At 40.3% G+C, this 16,197-nt stretch carries 15 protein-coding genes; 4 read left to right on the top strand and 11 right to left on the bottom strand.

The genetic code is table 11. The features are described from left to right. Window positions 1–60: 60 nt before the first annotated feature. Complete coding sequence (locus tag SJ2017_RS16710) at window positions 61–1,329, bottom strand: NRAMP family divalent metal transporter (RefSeq protein WP_080916507.1); 1,269 nt, start codon at window positions 1,327–1,329, stop codon at window positions 61–63. Between the two features lie 545 nt (window positions 1,330–1,874). Here SJ2017_RS16710 and SJ2017_RS16705 point away from each other — a divergent pair. Next, window positions 1,875–2,534 carry a glutathione S-transferase family protein gene (locus SJ2017_RS16705; protein ID WP_080916505.1) on the top strand — a complete coding sequence of 220 codons (660 nt, stop codon included), beginning with the start codon at window positions 1,875–1,877 and terminating at the stop codon, window positions 2,532–2,534. Between the two features lie 67 nt (window positions 2,535–2,601). On the opposite strand, the gene SJ2017_RS16700 is transcribed toward SJ2017_RS16705, so the two are convergent. From SJ2017_RS16700 to SJ2017_RS16685, 4 genes are all read right to left on the bottom strand, one after another. Further along, on the bottom strand, window positions 2,602–3,102 hold the full coding sequence (locus tag SJ2017_RS16700) for a DUF4447 family protein (RefSeq protein ID WP_080916504.1): 501 nt from the start codon (window positions 3,100–3,102) through the stop codon (window positions 2,602–2,604). A gap of 66 nt (window positions 3,103–3,168) precedes the next feature. Next, window positions 3,169–3,573, bottom strand: coding sequence for an SMI1/KNR4 family protein (locus SJ2017_RS16695; RefSeq protein WP_055026254.1), 405 nt, complete (start codon window positions 3,571–3,573; stop codon window positions 3,169–3,171). 150 nt (window positions 3,574–3,723) lie between these two features. Continuing rightward, window positions 3,724–4,518: a RelA/SpoT domain-containing protein gene (locus SJ2017_RS16690; protein ID WP_080916502.1), complete on the bottom strand. Its 795-nt coding sequence runs from the start codon at window positions 4,516–4,518 to the stop codon at window positions 3,724–3,726. 286 nt (window positions 4,519–4,804) lie between these two features. Next, window positions 4,805–6,874 carry a M13 family metallopeptidase gene (locus SJ2017_RS16685; RefSeq protein ID WP_080916501.1) on the bottom strand — a complete coding sequence of 690 codons (2,070 nt, stop codon included), beginning with the start codon at window positions 6,872–6,874 and terminating at the stop codon, window positions 4,805–4,807. A 320-nt stretch (window positions 6,875–7,194) separates the two neighbouring features. Between SJ2017_RS16685 and rsuA the strand changes: the two genes are divergently transcribed. Then, entirely contained in the window at window positions 7,195–7,884 is a 690-nt protein-coding gene (rsuA, locus tag SJ2017_RS16680) for a 16S rRNA pseudouridine(516) synthase RsuA (RefSeq protein ID WP_080916499.1), read from the top strand. Between the two features lie 100 nt (window positions 7,885–7,984). Here rsuA and SJ2017_RS16675 read toward each other — a convergent pair whose 3' ends face one another. Beyond that, the gene (locus SJ2017_RS16675; protein ID WP_244899713.1) at window positions 7,985–8,770 is read right to left on the bottom strand and encodes a GlyGly-CTERM sorting domain-containing protein; all 786 of its coding nucleotides are present in this window, start codon (window positions 8,768–8,770) and stop codon (window positions 7,985–7,987) included. 386 nt (window positions 8,771–9,156) lie between these two features. On the opposite strand from SJ2017_RS16675, the gene SJ2017_RS16670 reads away from it, so the two are divergent. Then, window positions 9,157–10,113: a LysR family transcriptional regulator gene (locus tag SJ2017_RS16670; RefSeq protein WP_065108726.1), complete on the top strand. Its 957-nt coding sequence runs from the start codon at window positions 9,157–9,159 to the stop codon at window positions 10,111–10,113. A 129-nt stretch (window positions 10,114–10,242) separates the two neighbouring features. Here the strand turns inward: SJ2017_RS16670 and SJ2017_RS16665 are convergent, their stop codons facing one another. The 3 genes from SJ2017_RS16665 to SJ2017_RS16655 are packed head-to-tail and all read right to left on the bottom strand — an operon-like array spanning window position 10,243 to window position 12,430. Next, window positions 10,243–11,202 (bottom strand): DUF4097 family beta strand repeat-containing protein, encoded by a 960-nt coding sequence (locus tag SJ2017_RS16665; protein ID WP_080916498.1) that lies wholly within the window; start codon window positions 11,200–11,202, stop codon window positions 10,243–10,245. Next, window positions 11,199–11,792 (bottom strand): hypothetical protein, encoded by a 594-nt coding sequence (locus tag SJ2017_RS16660; RefSeq protein ID WP_080916496.1) that lies wholly within the window; start codon window positions 11,790–11,792, stop codon window positions 11,199–11,201. The genes SJ2017_RS16665 and SJ2017_RS16660 overlap by 4 nt, the downstream gene beginning before the upstream one ends. Then, window positions 11,789–12,430, bottom strand: coding sequence for an RNA polymerase sigma factor (locus tag SJ2017_RS16655; RefSeq protein WP_080916495.1), 642 nt, complete (start codon window positions 12,428–12,430; stop codon window positions 11,789–11,791). The genes SJ2017_RS16660 and SJ2017_RS16655 overlap by 4 nt, the downstream gene beginning before the upstream one ends. Window positions 12,431–12,628: 198 nt before the next feature. On the opposite strand from SJ2017_RS16655, the gene SJ2017_RS16650 reads away from it, so the two are divergent. Beyond that, entirely contained in the window at window positions 12,629–14,494 is a 1,866-nt protein-coding gene (locus SJ2017_RS16650; protein ID WP_080916494.1) for a methyl-accepting chemotaxis protein, read from the top strand. Between the two features lie 121 nt (window positions 14,495–14,615). Here SJ2017_RS16650 and rpiA read toward each other — a convergent pair whose 3' ends face one another. Both rpiA and SJ2017_RS16640 read right to left on the bottom strand, forming a co-directional pair. Beyond that, window positions 14,616–15,278, bottom strand: a complete 663-nt coding sequence (gene rpiA, locus SJ2017_RS16645; protein ID WP_080916492.1) for a ribose-5-phosphate isomerase RpiA — start codon at window positions 15,276–15,278, stop codon at window positions 14,616–14,618. Between the two features lie 93 nt (window positions 15,279–15,371). Further along, a complete protein-coding gene (locus SJ2017_RS16640; RefSeq protein WP_080916491.1) occupies window positions 15,372–16,196 on the bottom strand; it encodes a mechanosensitive ion channel family protein in 825 nt (274 codons plus the stop codon). Window position 16,197 lies beyond the last annotated feature (1 nt).

Genomic DNA, 16,197 nt, shown 5'->3' with positions numbered 1-16,197 from the left:
TAGTTCAGATTATCTGCAATGAGATTGACATCATTCATTATAGACAAAAATTTATTGTGGTCACGACGACTGGATGGCGAGTTTCCAATATATAAATAGGCACGAAAACCCAACGAGATAGACTAAGCCTAACCCAGCGAGTATTTTCATTTTTGTACCGTACCTGTGTTGCTCGGGAAGTGTCTCACTGGTCATCAATCTTAAATTTAACCAAGCAAAAATGACTGTGGTTAGAAATGCCAATGTCATGACAAATTCAAGTAAAGGCAATAGTGCCCCTTTGAAGAACCAAATCAATACTAGCCCTAATGAGGACACCAATAACATGACTCTGGTTAATCTTTTAGTACAATCCTGCTTGTTATTTAACAGCTGCCAACCAATATCTAAGGTGCGACTATAACCATCAATAACGGTCACTGTTGTACTGAAAATACATAAAAAAGCGACTAAACCAATTAAATATCGTGTTTCTTCGCCCATGACATCGCTATATAAATCCACTAACTGACTGGCAAATTTAGCACCAGAACTTGAAAATACTTCGCCGCTTCCATGCATGACTAACGCACCTAATGCGAGGAAAATAATCGCTAAAATTGCAGTGACAACAAAGCCTAAGTTGAAGTCAAATATAGCCTGTTTACTAGAAATAGTTTGGGTCTTTTTCTTTTCAAGTAACCAAAGGGAGTTCCACGCACTGACTTCAATTGGCGCAGGCATCCAACCCATCATTGCCACTAAAAAACCCACATAAGCCCATTGCCATGGGCTCACCGTTTGCTCTGTGACTATCGGGCCTTGATAGTGTTGCCACGCCAGTGCAACTGCCACTAAGGTCGTTAAAGTTAGTGCTAGCATAATGACTTTGGTCAATTTATCGAGGAGTTGATAATGGCCAAGGATTAATAATGCAAGGGAACTGATAAGAACTAAAAATGCCAGGATATCGATGGGTAAAGGAATAAATTGAGTCAACATGGCAGCGGTTAACATACACACCCCTGCAGTACTGGCAATAGCTGCAATGGTATTGAGGCAAGTGAACATCAATAAATAACCACGACCTTGTTTTAAATAGCCGTGTAGTAGGCTTTCGTTTGTCGCTGCGGTATAGCGGGCGCCAGCAGCAAAAAACGGGTATTTAAGCAGATTAACCAGTAAAACCACCCATGCCAATTGCCAGCCAAACTCTGCGCCAGCTCGAGTAGAAGAAACCAAGTGTGACGCGCCGATTGCTGCTGCCGCCATTAATATTCCAGGGCCTAAACTGGCCAATAATGTCGATGTAGAAAATTGGCTATCGGTTATGGTTTTATTTTTTTGCATGATTTTTCTTTTTAATTAATAGAAATAAAACGTTAATAAATATTAGCTTACGACTATGTCATATTTTCCTTAACTGGAAAAGTAACATTATGTTTACAAATAATTTTGAAACTCTTGCGCAACAAATGGAGAGGCGCGATTGGGTTTAGTATCTTGTGAAGTAATGCATCATAAAGCATAGTCTACTGGAAAGTTTAACTATAATTGCAAACAAACATGGGAGTGGTTTAGCTCAGTTTGGTTAAGGTCGAACAAGTCATTACAAACGTTATTTAGTGCAGCTGATTTCATGGGATACGAACAGGCGACTCATTCGGCCATTGGGGCTTTATGGTACGGTAAAGTGACGTATCAGTTTTAACGCATTTCAGTTTTAACTTAATGATCTTATGCTAGCTTAAAACTAGAAAATAGTAAGACGAGCCACAGGCTCGTCTTTTACTTTAAGTGGACTATCTGGCACTGTTATTTTATTTACTATTAATGAAAGCTGATTTTCAATCATTTGTTAAGCGGACCGACAACTCATCATAGGAAGATAAAACATGAACGTAGAAGTAAGCACTGGCATCATCTTATATGGCACGCCCCGAAGTAGAGCGCTGAGAGTATCATGGTTACTGGAAGAGTTAGGTGTTGAATGGGAGTTTAGATTCCTTAATTTTGCCAAAGGTGATAATCGGAGTGAAGCATTTTTAAGCCTTAATCCAAGTGGCAAAATGCCGGTTATTTCGGATGGTGACTTTGTTATGACTGAGTCCGCTGCGATTTTGCAATATCTTGCTGAAAAATATGGCAAGGGTAAATTTTTACCTGAACCCGGCAGTAAACAAGCTGGACTGCACCATCGGTGGGTGAGCTTTGTGATTTGTGAGTTAGAACAGCCGTTATGGAGTATGGGTAAACACCGTTTTGCATTGCCAGAAGAGCAGCGATTAGATGCGATGCTCCCCGTGGCCAAATTTGAATTTGATAAAGCCGCCAACATTGCCGAATTATGGGTGCCAGAGACTGGTTATGTTTGTGGGGATGAATTAACTATTGCGGATATTTTACTGACGCAAACTTTATTGTGGGCAACCGTATTTGAGCAAACGATTCCGCCAAAACTTGCAGCTTATCGCGATAGAGTGAAGCAGCGCCCTGCAATGACATCCGCTTTAGAAAAGTCAGAACAGATTGCTAAAGCTGCGCAAGAAGAGTAGCGATTAACATGAATAAATGACAACAAAAAAGGAAGCAATTGCTTCCTTTTTACATGCCACAGACTGACTAAAGTTGCGTTGCAGCCCATTTAGCTCGACTTTCACGAGACTCACTCATGCCGCTGTCAGTGCGGTAGCTTTTGTAAGCTTCAACCTCAAGCGGTACGAGGCTCACTTCTACTTCAAGTACAATTTGGCACTCTTTTTTGATGCGCCAAGCGGCAGTATTATAAAGCTCTGTGAAAGGCAGTGAGCTTAAAAACTCAGGATTATACTGAGTATAAATCGCTTGTGTTGGGTAGACCACAAACGCTAAACGGCGTTTAGGCTCAGTTTTAAATAAAGCTTCAATACCGTCAGTGGTATTAAGGACCTGCATTTCAATCGTATCTTCGATTTCAAGCAACTTCTTTTGCGCAACTTCAGGCGCATCGGCTTCACCCGCTTCCCATGCAGTGACAGCATCTGCTGTAGTTTTAGTTAGCTCAGCAATTTGTTCTACGTTTAAGCCCAATGATAAGCGTAAACACTTCATTTCAATTGCGTTTAGGGCGTTTGATTTAGCCATGGTATTTCCTATTTAATCTGTTTTGCAGTCTTAATTTGCAAGGGAAAAGTATTCACCAACAAGTCTCTATTTGCGTTTAAGCCAGATGTCTTGAATCCAATCCCATAACGATTCCCACATGATGTCTGCCATACGTCCGTTTTTGAAAAAACGAATATTGGCTTCTTGGTCGATACAGTAAAAGTTATCCCCTTGCTGGCAGATAGCAATGTATTCTCTTGGCATACCTACAGACCATGCGTAGCTCGTGACTTCTGGTAAGTAAGTGTGCGAGTAAGGGTCTGATGCTGTCACCATTTCAATGGCGCCATAAATCACATCACTGCCAAAAAGCAGGTATTCTTTTAAATCATTTGGTAGTGAAATTAATATCTGTTCTTCCACTTCAACCAGTTGCTCGAAAGTCGGTAATTCAAGTGGCACAGGAACCGTTTCACTTAACTCTTGAAGCATTTCGATGACGTCATTCATCAGTCTTTCCCGTTATCGGCAATAATGGCGGGAGTATAGCTTGATTAACGCTGTTAACCAATTATCTCACTGGCAAAAATGCAAAAAAATGCACCTTAAAGTAAGGTGCGAAAGGAAGGGGGCAAACGTTGAAACTGGAAAATAGTGGGCTTAAGCCGCTTGGGGTTGGTCTCCTATATGAGTTGGGTCAAATTGAGCAAGACTTTGGCGTTTATAGCTAAGCCATGCTTTGTGGTAAAGCTTGTGAGATGACTGACGTAAATGCACAATTTGCATCATTTCGAAGTCATTCAATGGGCGGTGCTCGGCTTGAGCAATATCCTCAATTTGTTGAATTTGCTGATATACCTGATGTTCTGGACCACTTTTGATGTCTGCAATTTTAGCTAAGTGTAATTGCACTTCTACGATCATTTCAGACTCTGGCAGTTTAACCAGCAGGTTTACGTCGCGGTAACCAGATGCTTTTGGCTCAGCAAAGCGGTTTTTAACCTGAACAACTTCAGTGCTTTGGTTAAGGGCGTGATAACTGCGCATCAGGGTGCTGACATCATCTGCAACCAGTGTGGCTCTGGCAATATCGGTAATATAACTCGCATCACCCTCAAATTTACGTTGAATCTTTTGTTGCGCACGTTGATAGGTTTTTATCTCAGGGATTATCACTTGTGTATGGCAAGTTTGGCTGATGTCGTTTAATAAACGGCTAAGTTCATTTTGTGCTAGCGGAGCGCGTTCATACAGTTGGTCTAGGTTATCGGTATATTGTATTGGGGCTGCACCTGCTGTGCTGGCTAAATTAAATAGACTGTCTAAATCATTGACTAGAGCATGACTAACATCATAAATTGGTTTTTCTGCGCTAGTATCAACCGTTACAGCAATAGCATTACGGGTTGTTAGTAATAATAAAAAGATAAAAAAAGTTCGAAAAATTCTATTCATTTGCAATACCACAGACTCGATAACATTGAGTGCATTCAGTAAACGGAGTTAATCATCTAACCCTTTTGAGATATGGGATTACTTTAGCTGGTTGAAGCTGAATCAATGCTGAATATTTTGCCGAGTTTCGGATGGTTTACGCTTCTTTACAAAGTCAATGTAAATAGTGTGAAGGAGGATTTTCGTAGGGATCTAATTTCTATTTTCTAGAAAAAGAAAAGGACATCTATAAGATGTCCTTTAGATATTCTACTATTCCTTTATGAATAACAATTGCTCTATAGCATTACCAAATTTTGACGCGTTTAGCAGGTTCGATATACATTTTATCGCCTTCTTTTACGTCATAAGTGCTGTAAAACTCAGGCATGTTTGACAGTGCACCTAATGCACGGAAATGACCAGGTGAATGAGGATCTGTCGCAACACGGTTACGTAATGCTTCTTCTTTCATTTTTACTCGCCAAATTTGAGTAAAGCCCATGAAGAAACGCTCATCACCTGTTAGACCGTCAATGACCGGTGCTTCTTTGCCATCTAGCGACATTTTGTAAGCTTTATAGGCAATAGTGACACCGGATAAATCCCCAATGTTTTCGCCTAAGGTGAGTTCACCGTTCACGTGTAAGTCATCAAATACTTGATAACCGTTGTATTGTGATACTAACGCTTTCCCTTTCGCAGTGAAGGCTTCTAAATCAGATTCTGTCCACCAATCACGCATGTTGCCTTCGCCATCAAACTTAGCACCTTGATCGTCAAAGCCATGACCCATTTCGTGACCAATTACTGCACCAATACCACCGTAGTTAACAGCATCATCAGCTTGCATATTGAAAAATGGCGGTTGTAAGATTGCCGCTGGGAATACAATTTCATTCATGGTTGGGTTGTAGTAAGCATTAACGGTTTGCGGCGTCATGTGCCACTCACCTTTATCAATTGGGCCGCCCAATTTTGCGATATCTTTATTGTGGCTTTCAACGCTTGCACGTTGTGCATTGCCTACTAAATCATCACCTTTAATGGTTAACTTACTGTAGTCTTTCCACTTATCAGGGTAGCCAATTTTAGGGTTAAACTTGGCCAGTTTGTCTTTTGCTGCAACTTTTGTATCTGCACTCATCCAATCCAGTGAATCAATACTTGTGCCGTATGCGCCGCGAAGGTTTTCAACTAACTCACTCATGCGCTCTTTAGCTGCAGAGGTGAAGTGACGCTTAACATACACTTTACCAACGACTTCGCCTAAAGTGCCGCTCACGGTATTTACACCGCGCTTCCAACGAGGCTCTTGTTGCTCTTGACCATTTAAGGTTTTAGAGAAAAAGGCAAAGTTTTCGGCGTCAATTTCTTCAGATAAGTTACTTGCTGCGTGGGTTAACACATTCCATGTCATGTAGGTTTTAAGTGTTGCTAAATCAGTTTCACCAATCACGTCACTTAGGCCGCTAACATAGCTTGGTTGGTTGATAATGATATCTTTTTGCTCAGCAACGCCCATAGTGGCTAAGTATTGCTTCCAGTCAATGTTTGGTGCTATTTCAGCTAATTCAGACACCATCATTTTGTTGTATGTTTTGGTACTGTCACGAGTTTCAACCACATCCCAATGCTTTTCTGCAATGGCTGTTTCAAGGGCTAAAATTGATTCAGCTGCCGCTTTACCATTTTCAAGACCTGCTAAATTGAACATTTTCTCAATATGGGCGACGAATTCATTACGGATATTAACGAAGCGCTCTTCGGTATTAAAGTAGTAGTCTTTTTCAGGCAGGCTTAAACCATATTGCCAAATATGTGTGGCATAACGAGTTGAATCTTTTGCATCAACATTGATGTAAAACGCAAGCGGAGTGCCGTAACCATTGACTTGACTGTATGCGAAGTAGTTGGTTAAGTCAGCTTTAGAATCAATCGCTGCGATTTTATCGAACTCAGGTTGAATTGGTGTTACACCTAATTTATTGAGGGTTTCAACGTCCATAAAGGCACGGTAAAGATCAGCCACTTTTTGCTCATCAGTTCCCGCTTTAAGGGTTGGCATTGCTGCTACTTCTTCAATAATGGCTTTAACGTCTTCACGGGCATTCTCACGTAAATCGTAAAACGCACCAATATTAGTACGATCACTTGGGATCTCAGCCGTTTTTAACCAGGTTCCGTTTACGTATTCATAAAAGTCATCTTGAGGACGAACTGACTTGTCGATATTTTGAAAATCAATCCCTGAAGTTAACGCCGCTTGAACAGCTTCTGCTGTCGCCGTTTTAGATGTATTTTCAACTTCATTTGTACATGCGCTGAGTCCAGCGATCAAAGAGGCGCAAAGCCCTCCAGTAACAAGCTTTTTCATGTTGTTTCCTTTGCATTGTAATAATAAGCCCTTCATGGACTTTGAATGCTGACTTTTCATTTACCCTTTCTGTTTATTGGAGTTAAAACAAGAAAGTGCAAATAGAAAATCAGTCTTTATAGTTGTGAAGTCCATGTTAAGTGCTCAAAAGGGCAATTAACAAGTGGATTAGCCACTTTTGTTGATAAAATGTGAGCTTTTAGCAGGGAGATATGTAACTAAAAATTACCGCTCAACACAGGTTGTGGAAGATTTGATGTTCATTTATTCATTGAGCCCTCATAATAGTGACCCATTAGACTTGGTAATTGGTTGTAGTAATGCGTTTAGATAAATTTATCTGTGAAAGTACTGAGCTGACTCGCTCATTAGCAAAAAGAGTATTGAAGTCAGGTGAAGTGACCTGTGACGGCGTCGTGATTAAAGATGCCAGCTTTAAAGTGGGCACTGATACTGAGGTTTGCATTGAAGGACGCAAAATCGAGGTTATTGGCGAACGCTACATTATGATGAATAAGCCTGTCGATACGATTTGCTCAACTATTGATGAAGAGTACCAGTCTGTTTTGAGTTTAATGGATATCGAAAAAGTTGAGACGTTACACATTGCTGGGTGTTTGGATGTGGACACAACTGGCCTTGTATTAATTACCAGTGATGGCTTGTGGTCTCACAAGATTACCTCACCTAAAAAAGACTGTGGCAAACGCTACTATGTTGAAGTCGCTGAACCACTGGATGAAGCGTTAATTGAGACTTTTGCTGAAGGTGTCCAATTACGAAATGAAGATGGCCTAACTAAACCAGCGATACTTGACATTATTGATGCTACTCATGCCAGACTAACTATAAGTGAAGGTAAGTATCACCAAGTGAAACGTATGTTTGCAGCTGTGGGCAATAAGGTGATTAATCTGCATCGTGAAGCCATAGGTAAAATTGAAATGGAAGATGACCTGTTAGAAGGTGAGTGGCGTTACCTTACTGATGAAGAAGTGAAATCAGTTTAATCCACGTTGATTTGTTTGAACAGGTTCCGCTAATTTAATCGCGAACATAAAAAAGGGCCTTCTTTAAAGAAGGCCCAAACACTAGTTTTGGAACGCTATTTTAGTGTAGTTTACGGCGACGACTTGCGCCTAGTAAACCAAGTAAAATCAGACTAAAGATCCCCATGCTACCGCCTGAGTCAGATTTAGCTGGCGCTTCATCTGGCGCTACTTCTTCTGCTGGTGGAGTTGAATCAACACCATCAGAGTTTACAGTGAGCATAAAGCTGGTTGATGCACTATCTGAAGGGTAGGCCATGTCATGAACCGTCACTGTCACTTCGGTTGTGCCGTACCAGTCAGCATCCGGTGTAATAGAGAAGGTTTCACCCGTTACTTCAGCGGTGATGTTTTCACCTGAAACCATCATGCCATTTGCTGTGCCTTTCACATCGTTATACATCACTGTTAGACCTTCAAGCGTAGTATTCTCTTCCATCATCATATCTGCCATATCTGCAATTGTGATGTTGCTTGGCGTAGAGATAGTTTGAGAAACAGACACTAACTCAGAGTCAGCGTATTGTGTTTCTACAGACAGCATATTGTCTGTACCAATCGAATTGGCTGACACTCGAGCTGAGAACTTAAGCGTTACCGCAGTTTGCTCAGGTCCGCGATAGTCTGCACATACAACCATACCTTCACTTACTTTTTCATCAACATCGTTGTATGCAAAGCCATCGTTCAAGTAACCGAACGAAGGTCCAAATGCACCACGTTCACCCCAATAACCGTGTAGACCAATTGAGCCGAAGTGGTCGTTTTTAGTTGCATTGATATCTTCCCTATTATTGTTGTTTGAACAGGTCAAACACAATCCTGTTGTTTCTTTTTTAACGTTCACAACAATTCACATCCAATGTCTTTGGGCTATGCATAAATGCTCACAAGGAATGCATAAATGGAATTCTAGATACAAAATGACGGTTGTTAACTGCTTGTTAATTTGATTTGTTCAGGTTTAACATTATGTTTTTGAATAAGTTAACTGTCTCAGCATTTAAGGGTTTTTGGGTTGTTACAAACTTGTTGTTAATGTTGTTTTTTATTTTAAGGTGTTCTTTATGATACAAATGGTCACAGGTTGGAGGTTGGTTTGTGATTGATTAGTTATTTGCTTTTGCTAAGGTCGTGTTACTCAAATAACAATAAATTAATGTGTTTTGAATTTTGAAAATTAGAGCTGAATTTAATGATTTTTAGAGGTTCAATATCGGGGAGAACAAGCATATGGAGCTGAGGCATATTAAGCATTTTGTATTGCTTGCTGAAGTAAAACACTTTAATAAAGCGGCTGAAATACTCAATATCACTCAACCTTCTTTATCAAAAAGCATTAAACGTTTGGAGCTTCTGATTGGTGGACAGTTACTTAACCGAGACTCCAAATCGGTATCGGTAACTGCATTAGGGCAAGTCTTACTCAAACATGGCCAGAAAATTTTAAAAGAATTCGAAGAAATGGAACAAGAGGTAACCTTGTTTCAAGGGTTTGATGATAAAGAACTACGAGTAGGTGCCAGTCCAATACCCTCAAACAGCCTTGTTGGACCAATTGTCGGTCAATTTTTACGCCATTATGCAGATATGAGCGTTGAGTTAAAGGTCGCCCCATGGGAAGACTTATATCAACAGTTGATATATGGCGATATTGATTTTTTTGTTTCTGAAACCAAGGTCACTGAACTCGAAAAAAGTGAGTTGTTAAAGGTCACCGAATTACCGCCATTTAAAGTGATTTTTTGCTGTCGTCCCGAGCATCCATTAACGCAACTACAACGGTTATTTTTGCCTTCATTTAGAGATTATCCATTAGCTATCCCGCGTCATATGCCGCAATCTATTGCCGATGCGTTTGAGGACTTGTTTAAGCAACAACGAGAAGACTTTTCGGGTATGGTGCGTTTCGATCAATTTCATCCCATTAAAGAGTCCATCATTAATGGTGATTTAGTTGCGTTAACTCCTGAGATTTCGGTAAGAAGCCAGCTTGAAAAAGGCGTTCTGGTTGAATTGTCACCCTATGTCATGCCACTGATTTATGCACGATTTAGCGTGGTGTCGTTAAAGGAAAAGTCTCACTCTAATGCCGCAGAGGGTTTTATTGATTTTCTGGTTAAGCGAGCCGAGGATGTTAGGCTTACTCCGGTAGATAATGAGCTTGAGCAAGAGGCGGCGTTAGGTTAGAGATTGCTTTAGGTTTTTGCTCAATCAATCTTAATAATAAAAAACATAACTGGTTTTAGTAACAATAAAGCCCTTCGTAAATTTGGATACGAAGGGCTTTAAATCTAATACATCTTATAATTAGCTGGACTATTTCTCTAAGCTGACTTTGCCACTCACAGTGCTTGCGTTAAAGCTGCCATCACCTTGCTGAGTTTTAAATTGAATTGACTCTCTTGAGGTGTATTTTGTTTTCATTGGTTTATCACTTGTTAGGCGGTTATCAATTCTCCCACCTGGGCCGCCATCAATTTCAAACGATAAGTTTGGCATCGCTGAAAACCTCACATCGATATCACCACTCACGGTATCGAATACGACTTTGCTAACAGCGTCACTGAGTTTGACTTCAATATCACCACTCACAGTAACAATTTTGACTTTTTGCGCTGAGGTAAAGCTACCTTCAATATCGCCAGAGACTTGGTCAATTGCTAAATCTGTTACACGGTTATTTTCAGATTCAAGCTCGCCACTGACTAAGCGATATTGTACTTTGCCTTGGATATTTTTATCTTTAATGTCACCTGATACTGTTTCTAGTTCAATTTTACCGTTGAGCTCATCTGCTTTAATGTCGCCAGAGACAGTATTTAGTTTGATTTCACCTTCAGTTTCTTCAACTTCCATGCTGCCGCTGACCAAAGATAACTGAATTTTTCCGTTGAGCTTTTCTACTTCGTAATCAGCAGATACACCTTCTGCTTCAAGCATTAAATTGGTTGGAATTCGAATAACAAGATTTGAACCTTGTTTATTATTACCTCGATAACTGCTTGGTAGTTTATCTTCAATGACAATCTCATTACCTTTCTGCTCAAATATAAAACCTTGTGACAGTTCATCTAAATGGCCTTTAACACTGATGATATCTTTATCCCAGCCCACAATTTCGACTTTGCCACGTTGCACTTTTAGCTCAACTTGAGGATTCGCTGGCACGGTCATTTCACGGTCAATTTGCTCAATTGCTTGGGCCATCAACGGAGTGAGCAGCACACTGCAACCGATTACAATACGGCTAAATAGGTGATTAAGTTTGGTGTTCATATTACATTTCCTTGCGTTGATGGAGTCGAATTCGTTGGTGTACGTTGCTGTTGTTGCAACAATTCAATTTCTCTTTTCATTACCCATAACCATAAGTCCCAGACTTGTTTGTTATTGGGATCATTTTTTAATGCTTGTTGGATTTCTTTTGATGCACGTTGAAGCTCAGTAAACCCTTTATTAAATGGGTTAATTTGATTATCAAGCTGCATACCAACAGTGAATTTATTGTCTTCAAATGAGGCCAATTGTTGCTGATGAGTCGTTGCAATTTGATCTACCAAGGTAATTAAGTCTTCAGTCGATTGATTTGATAAAGCGTTATCAACCGTGATTGTTTCTTGTTCTGAAGTCATATTTGGAGCAGATAACTGCCAACCTAGTACCATCACAAAAGCGAGGCTTGCAGCGATAGCAAGTGTTTTCCATTGCTGCTGATCCGAGGAAGATTTATGAGTTGTTTTACCACTGATTTGATCATCAATGCATTGCCAAAGATCTACGCGTGGATTGATCTCAGTCGGTAAGCTTGTGAGCAACTCATCAAGTTGTTTTTCTGCTTTGCTTTGTTGTGGAGATAAATTCTTCATACCAGCATATCCTGTAACATTTGCTTTGCTCTGTGGTACTGCGCTTTGCTGGTTCCCACGGCAATATTCAACATCTCTGCTATTTCCTGGTGTTGATACCCTTCAATTGCGGATAACACAAACACCACTCTGGTTCGTTCAGGTAAGGTCAGTATTAATTTGTCTAACCTATGGTATTCATAATGGGTGCTGGTTTGCTGTTCAGCATGTTCAGTTAAGTTGCTTTCGGGTAAAAAACGATGCCAAAAACGTTGCTTAGCTTTCATGCTGTTAATGGCTTGATGCACACATAATTTATGTAACCAAGTGCTGAATTGGCTTTCACCATTAAACTGTCCTAATTTTTGCCACAGTCTGACAAAACAATCCTGACAAATTTCATCTGCATGATCGTGACTGCCACTCAAACGAAAACAAATCGCATACACTCGTCCTTGATGACGTTGATAAAGTTGCTTAAAAGCAATTTTATTCCCATCCAATGCCTGCGCCACTAACTGTTCGTCGGGTGTATTCCCGTCGATAGCAACATTCACTTCATTCGCATTTGTTTGAAGCGTTGGTGCAATGTCAGTGATGTTATTGGTATTCAAGTTCACCGTTTTATCCGTTTGGGTGTGAGTTACTAGATTAGACATTAGCAAGTTAGCAAAAGGTTTACTGCACAATAAAATAAATTAAGTTCGTGCTATTTGAGCCGATAAATATTTATAGCGATGTTGGCTAATGTAGTTATCGCTTAATTTGATTGGGAAAAATTAGTTTGTGCAAACATTGTCTAAAGAGCAAATGTGCATCTATATTTTTAATGTACCTTAAGGTTATTAGGGATTTATATGTTAATTCGTACCAAGTTAATATTGAGCGTGGTGGTGTCTTTAGTGGCTTTTACCGCAATGTTTGGCTTACAACTTTATACTAGCGAAGTGAAGTCTCGATTAGCCAGCGCAGCTAATCATGTGACCGAAATTGAGCGAGAAGTATTAAACCTGAGAGTGATTGAAAAAGATTTTTTTGCCCGTTTAGATACTAAATACATTCAAGATCACGATGATATCTACAACGACATCAATAACATCATTGCTGAACTTGATCAGACTTTAATTGAACGTGGCTTACCTACCCAAAGCCTGTCTAGTTTTAATCAGAGTTTACGAACATATAAAGGGCTGTTTGCCGAATTGGTGACATTACAAACTGAGATAGGCTTAACACCAAAAACTGGTTTGTATGGCGACTTAAGACAATCTGTCCATAATGTTGAAACCATATTAAAGCAGCAAAATCAAAATCTATTGTCGGTCACTATGCTGCAGCTTCGTCGAAATGAAAAAGACTTTATGCTCAGACGCACTCAAAGTTATTTAGATAGGTTTGATAAAAATATTAGCTTGTTTAAAACGCAATTAAACGCATCCACATTAGATTATCAAACAAAAAAGCAGATTACTGAATTGGTGAATGCTTATCAACGCAGTTTTGTACAACTGACAGATAAAGAAAAAGAGTTTGGCTTAAGTGCTTACGATGGCGACATGTTGATATTGCGAGAAGCGATTAAGAAAACCGCGATTGATTTATCTACGCTTCAACAGCAAACTCACCAAGAAATTAGCCAAGCTGAAAATAATGCACTCATATTAGGCGCTACTATTTTTGTGTTAATCACCCTCATTTTATGCGTATTTGCTTACCTGATTTTACGCAGTATTGTGGTGCCGATTAATGACATTAATAAAGTGATATCCGAGGTTGAGAAAAATAAAGATCTTACTTTGCGTTGTGATGAAACCAGAAATGATGAACTCGCCAGAATTGCAAAACATTTTAACGCCATGGTGCTCAGTTTTCAGACCTTAATTGAGCAAGTTAATGAGTCTGTCGAAGCAATGAATATTTCCTGTGAAGAACTGACTCAAAATGCCGTGGTCGCTTCTGATGGCGTATCAAGGCAACTCAGCGAAACCGATATGGTTGCTACAGCGATTACTGAGATGGGCGCAACGATTGAAGAAATTGCCAGCAATACTGAACAAGCAGCGCTAAAGGCTAACGAAACCAATGAACATGCACAACAAGGGTTAGTGAGTGTTGAGCAAACTATTGAAAAAATTCAAACCTTGGCAAGTCAACTTAGTGACTCGTCTGAAGTGGTCGGTGAATTAGAGCGAGACAGTGAAACGATTGGTAGTGTGCTTGATGTGATCAGAGGGATTGCAGAACAAACTAACTTACTGGCATTGAACGCAGCCATTGAAGCTGCAAGGGCAGGGGAACAAGGGCGAGGCTTTGCTGTTGTAGCTGATGAAGTCCGAAGTTTAGCCATGCGTACGCAAGAGTCCACCGAGGAAATTTCAAAAATTATTACCACACTACAGTCCCGTACACATTCGATTGTGCAGTTAATGGACACTAGTCAGCAAAAAGGAACAGACAGTGTTGAGCAAGCTGGTGGTGCTGGGCAGTTATTGCATTCTATTACTCAAGATGTGCAAACTATTTCAGATATGAGTACACAAATTGCTACCGCCATTGAAGAGCAAAGTATGGTGGCTGCAGAGGTGAACAAGAATGTGGTTATTATCCGTGATATTGCCGATGAAACAGCCAATGCAACTGAAGAAAACTCTGCAGCAACTCAAGATGTCAGGCAACGAGCAGAGGCGCTGCATGAGGCGGTGAGCCTATTTAAAGTGGGCTAGTTTAACGTTAAGCTGCTTTAATAAAATGCATTTAAAAAAGCCCAATCAAAGATTGGGCTTTTGTTTAATAAACGTATTTGTTTAAAAACGCATTTGTTTACACTGTTTGCTTTCAGACGACTTATTCTGGCAAAACGGTTTTAACACCATCTGGTGAACCAACAAGCAATACGTCAGCGCCACGGTTTGCGAACAAGCCGTTAGTCACCACACCTACAATAGCGTTTAGTTGAGTTTCAAGCGCTTTAGGGTCAAGAATTTTGTAGTTGTACATATCTAAAATAACGTTGCCGTTATCCGTTACTACACCTTCACGGTACACAGGGTCGCCGCCCAATTTTACTAATTCACGTGCCACATAAGAACGTGCCATAGGGATCACTTCAATTGGAAGTGGGAACTCGCCTAATACGTCAACTTGCTTAGTGTTATCGACAATACAGACAAATTTCTTTGCAACTGCCGCAACAATTTTTTCGCGTGTTAATGCTGCGCCGCCGCCTTTGATCATGTCCATGTGGGCGTTAATTTCATCAGCACCATCAACGTACACTGATAAATCAGACACGCTATTCAAATCAAATACTTCAATGCCTAATTGCTTTAGCTTTTGAGTTGACGCTTCAGAGCTAGAAACCGCACCTTGAATGTCGTGTTTCATTGTCGCTAATGCATCAATAAAGTGATTAACCGTTGAGCCAGTACCTACACCAACAATACTGTTTTCTTCAACGTACTCTAGTGCTGCCCAACCGGCGGCTTTTTTCATTTCATCTTGAGTCATATCAACATCCTAAGCTGGCTATTTTTGCAATGATAAGTAGTAAAATTGGCAAGAGTATAGCAAATGCCAAGCTGTTCAAGATATGGCAGAGATTTAATTAATGACCTCTGCGGTCTCAGAAGTTGACATAGGATAGAATTTTTCCTGTTTAAAGGCGTTGATGACGCGCAAATTAATGTCGCTGGCAAACTTACGTTCTAAGCGAATATCCATAACATAGGCTTTGACAGTTAGCTTAATAAGGTGCTCGCCAAACTCATAGCGAGTGGCAACATTCACCGTAATAGGCTTGTCTAAAAAAGTATAAGGTGAGCATTGTGTCGCTTCTTTTGCTAATCGAGTCGCTTGTTGATGATCAACCTGTATCGGTAAAGTGAATTTAACGACAACCATTTCATCTAATGCGCCGCTATTGGCATTTGATACGGCAGTTTTAAGCGCCTCAGCGTTAGGCACCATCACAGTATTATCATCAAAAGTTCTAAGCCAAGTGACGCTCCAATCGAGTTGGATCACTTCGCCGTAATGGCCTGATAACGTCACCATATCCCCTACACGATAGGGTGGAGTTATCATGATTATCAGCCCAGCAATCATGTTTTTAGCTGGTTCTTGGGTTGCTAAACCGAGCACAATACCAATGGAGCCAATCACTGCGAGTACCAGGTTTTCGTGTGGGTTAATGATTTCGGCAATAGTGTAGATAATGACTGTAGCCCAAATAAATAGCCTTACAAATGGGTATAAGCGGCTCCACAGTAAGCGGTATTTGGGTAATTTTACGGTTAAATGAGTCAGCAAAGTTTGCACAACCACGAGCAATAACCAAGCAAAGAAACACACCAAGGCAAAGGCGAATAACTTATCGAATGAAATAATATCTAATATGGCTTGCAGGGCTTTACGTGAGTCTTCCATG

Origin of the sequence: Shewanella japonica (assembly GCF_002075795.1) — a bacterium.
GTDB lineage: Bacteria > Pseudomonadota > Gammaproteobacteria > Enterobacterales > Shewanellaceae > Shewanella > Shewanella japonica.
Note: the sequence above shows the minus strand (reverse complement) of the source record. Positions and strands in the feature narration are given on the sequence as shown.

Excerpts from the sequence above, each read along its gene's own strand:
- SJ2017_RS16710 (WP_080916507.1), bottom strand. The coding sequence starts at position 1,329 with ATGCAAAAAAATAAAACCATAACCGATAGCCAATTTTCTACATCGACA.
- SJ2017_RS16705 (WP_080916505.1), top strand. The coding sequence starts at position 1,875 with ATGAACGTAGAAGTAAGCACTGGCATCATCTTATATGGCACGCCCCGA.
- SJ2017_RS16700 (WP_080916504.1), bottom strand. The coding sequence starts at position 3,102 with ATGGCTAAATCAAACGCCCTAAACGCAATTGAAATGAAGTGTTTACGC.
- SJ2017_RS16695 (WP_055026254.1), bottom strand. The coding sequence starts at position 3,573 with ATGAATGACGTCATCGAAATGCTTCAAGAGTTAAGTGAAACGGTTCCT.
- SJ2017_RS16690 (WP_080916502.1), bottom strand. The coding sequence starts at position 4,518 with ATGAATAGAATTTTTCGAACTTTTTTTATCTTTTTATTATTACTAACA.
- SJ2017_RS16685 (WP_080916501.1), bottom strand. The coding sequence starts at position 6,874 with ATGAAAAAGCTTGTTACTGGAGGGCTTTGCGCCTCTTTGATCGCTGGA.
- rsuA (WP_080916499.1), top strand. The coding sequence starts at position 7,195 with ATGCGTTTAGATAAATTTATCTGTGAAAGTACTGAGCTGACTCGCTCA.
- SJ2017_RS16670 (WP_065108726.1), top strand. The coding sequence starts at position 9,157 with ATGGAGCTGAGGCATATTAAGCATTTTGTATTGCTTGCTGAAGTAAAA.
- SJ2017_RS16665 (WP_080916498.1), bottom strand. The coding sequence starts at position 11,202 with ATGAACACCAAACTTAATCACCTATTTAGCCGTATTGTAATCGGTTGC.
- SJ2017_RS16660 (WP_080916496.1), bottom strand. The coding sequence starts at position 11,792 with ATGAAGAATTTATCTCCACAACAAAGCAAAGCAGAAAAACAACTTGAT.
- SJ2017_RS16655 (WP_080916495.1), bottom strand. The coding sequence starts at position 12,430 with ATGTCTAATCTAGTAACTCACACCCAAACGGATAAAACGGTGAACTTG.
- SJ2017_RS16650 (WP_080916494.1), top strand. The coding sequence starts at position 12,629 with ATGTTAATTCGTACCAAGTTAATATTGAGCGTGGTGGTGTCTTTAGTG.
- rpiA (WP_080916492.1), bottom strand. The coding sequence starts at position 15,278 with ATGACTCAAGATGAAATGAAAAAAGCCGCCGGTTGGGCAGCACTAGAG.
- SJ2017_RS16640 (WP_080916491.1), bottom strand. The coding sequence starts at position 16,196 with ATGGAAGACTCACGTAAAGCCCTGCAAGCCATATTAGATATTATTTCA.